This is a genomic window from Kineococcus haloalkalitolerans (assembly GCF_050871905.1).
In the GTDB taxonomy this organism is placed as follows: domain Bacteria; phylum Actinomycetota; class Actinomycetes; order Actinomycetales; family Kineococcaceae; genus Kineococcus.
Genome location: NZ_JBJLSH010000098.1, coordinates 1 through 3208, shown reverse-complemented (window position 1 = coordinate 3208; position 3208 = coordinate 1). Strand labels below are relative to the sequence as shown.

1 rRNA gene is annotated in these 3208 nt (G+C 58.9%); it reads left to right on the top strand.

Annotation, left to right across the window (positions count from 1 at the left end):
* Nucleotides 1–26: 26 nt before the first annotated feature.
* A 23S ribosomal RNA gene (locus ACRYMY_RS19610) occupies nucleotides 27–3163 on the top strand.
* Nucleotides 3164–3208 lie beyond the last annotated feature (45 nt).

The window sequence follows — 3208 nt, the reverse complement described above, 5'->3', positions numbered from 1 at the left end:
GGGTGTGTGGTGGGTGGTTGTGTGGTGGTCAAGTGGGTAAGGGCGCATGGTGGATGCCTTGGCATCAGGAGCCGATGAAGGACGTGGGAGCCTGCGATAAGCCTCGGGGAGTTGGCAACCGAACGGTGATCCGAGGGTGTCCGAATGGGGAAACCCGGCCGTCGTCATGGACGGTCACCCCCACCTGAATGTATAGGGTGGGTGGAGGGAACGTGGGGAAGTGAAACATCTCAGTACCCACAGGAAGAGAAAACAACAGTGATTCCGTGAGTAGTGGCGAGCGAAAGCGGAGGAGGCTAAACCGTGTCCGTGTGATACCTGTCAGGGGTTGCGGGTGCGGGGTTGTGGGAGTTCACCGGAGCCGGCTGACACCGGTTCGGGGAGTGAGAAAGTCGTGGTGTAGCCGAAGGGCCTGGGATGGTCCGGCGTAGTGGGTGAGACCCCCGTAGGCGAAACATCGCGGCCTCCTTGGGTGGGCGTCCCGAGTAGCACGGGGCTCGTGGAATCTCGTGTGAATCTGCCAGGACCACCTGGTAAGCCTGAATACTTCCTGATGACCGATAGCGGATCAGTACCGTGAGGGAATGGTGAAAAGCACCCCGGGAGGGGAGTGAAATAGTACCTGAAACCGTGTGCCTACAAACCGTCGGAGCAGAACTTGCTTCTGTGACGGCGTGCCTTTTGAAGAATGAGCCTGCGAGTTAGTGGTGCGTGGCGAGGTTAACCCGGGTGGGGTAGCCGTAGCGAAAGCGAGTCCGAACAGGGCGTGTCAGTCGCGTGCTCTAGACCCGAAGCGGAGTGATCTACCCATGGCCAGGTTGAAGCGCGGGTAAGACCGTGTGGAGGACCGAACCCACCAGGGTTGAAAACCTGGGGGATGAGCTGTGGGTAGGGGTGAAAGGCCAATCAAACTCCGTGATAGCTGGTTCTCCCCGAAATGCATTTAGGTGCAGCGTCGCGTGTTTCTTGCCGGAGGTAGAGCTACTGGATGGCCGATGGGCCCCACCGGGTTACTGACGTCAGCCAAACTCCGAATGCCGGTAAGTCAGAGCGTGGCAGTGAGACTGCGGGGGATAAGCTTCGTAGTCGAGAGGGAAACAGCCCAGATCATCAGCTAAGGCCCCTAAGCGTGTGCTAAGTGGGAAAGGATGTGGAGTTGCGCAGACAACCAGGAGGTTGGCTTAGAAGCAGCCACCCTTGAAAGAGTGCGTAATAGCTCACTGGTCAAGTGATTCCGCGCCGACAATGTAGCGGGGCTCAAGCACACCGCCGAAGCTGTGGCACTCACACGTTAGCTCCGCCTGCCAGAGAAGTCTGGTGGGTGCAGGTGTGTGGGTGGGTAGGGGAGCGTCGTGTGTGGGGTGAAGCGGCCGAGTGATCGTGTCGTGGACTGCACGCGAGTGAGAATGCAGGCATGAGTAGCGAATGACGGGTGAGAAACCCGTCCGCCGATTGACCAAGGGTTCCAGGGCCAGGTTAATCCGCCCTGGGTAAGTCGGGACCTAAGGCGAGGCCGACAGGCGTAGTCGATGGACAACGGGTTGATATTCCCGTACCGGTGTAGAACCGCCCATGGCGAGGCCGGGGATGCTGAGCACCCAAAGCCCCATGCTCCTTCGGGAGGGTGGTGGTGGCGCGTGCGACCCGATCCGGTAGTAGTCAAGCGTAGTAACAGGGGTGACGCAGGAGGGTAGCTTCCGCGTGGCGATGGTTGTCCACGTCCAAGGGTGTAGGGCGAGGTGTAGGCAAATCCGCACCTCATGCAGCCTGAGACCTGATGGTGACCCCGTATGGGGGAAGCAGGGTGATCCCATGCTGTCTAGAAAAGCCTCGGCGCGAGGTTCGAGCCGCCCGTACCCTAAACCGACTCAGGTGGTCAGGTAGAGAATACCGAGGCGATCGAGTGAATCGTGGTTAAGGAACTCGGCAAAATGCCCCCGTAACTTCGGGAGAAGGGGGGCCTGAGGCGTGAAGCCGCTTGCCGGCTAGCGTTTGAGGGCCGCAGAGACCAGGGGGAAGCGACTGTTTACTAAAAACACAGGTCCGTGCGAAGTCGCAAGACGAGGTATACGGACTGACGCCTGCCCGGTGCTGGAACGTTAAGGGGACCGGTTACTCACGCTCTGCGTGGGGACGCTGAGAACTTAAGCGCCAGTAAACGGCGGTGGTAACTATAACCATCCTAAGGTAGCGAAATTCCTTGTCGGGTAAGTTCCGACCTGCACGAATGGCGTAACGACTTCCCCGCTGTCTCAACCGCGAACTCGGCGAAATTGCACTACGAGTAAAGATGCTCGTTTCGCGCAGCAGGACGGAAAGACCCCGGGACCTTCACTATAGCTTGGTATTGGTGTTCGGGACGGCTTGTGTAGGATAGGTGGGAGACTGTGAAGCTGTCACGCTAGTGGTGGTGGAGTCGCCGTTGAAATACCACTCTGGTCGTTCTGGATGTCTAACTTCGGTCCGTGATCCGGATCAGGGACAGTGCCTGGTGGGTAGTTTAACTGGGGCGGTTGCCTCCTAAAGGGTAACGGAGGCGCCCAAAGGTTCCCTCAGCCTGGTTGGCAATCAGGTGGCGAGTGTAAGTGCACAAGGGAGCTTGACTGTGAGACGGACGTGTCGAGCAGGGACGAAAGTCGGGACTAGTGATCCGGCCGTGGAGTGTGGAATCGCGGTCGCTCAACGGATAAAAGGTACCCCGGGGATAACAGGCTGATCTTGCCCAAGAGTCCATATCGACGGCATGGTTTGGCACCTCGATGTCGGCTCGTCGCATCCTGGGGCTGGAGTAGGTCCCAAGGGTTGGGCTGTTCGCCCATTAAAGCGGTACGCGAGCTGGGTTTAGAACGTCGTGAGACAGTTCGGTCCCTATCCGCTGCGCGCGTTGGAAACTTGAGAAGGGCTGTCCCTAGTACGAGAGGACCGGGACGGACGAACCTCTGGTGTGCCAGTTGTTCCGCCAGGAGCATGGCTGGTTGGCTACGTTCGGAAGGGATAACCGCTGAAGGCATCTAAGCGGGAAGCCTGCTTCGAGATGAGGTTTCCGTACCCCTTTGGGGTGAGAGGCTCCCAGCAGACTACTGGGTTGATAGGCCGGGTGTGGAAGCAACGACGATGAGAGTTGTGGAGCTGACCGGTACTAATAGGCCGATCACTTGACTGCCGCGCATCCAAGCACCACACGTCTTCTGACCGCAGGGTCGGGGAG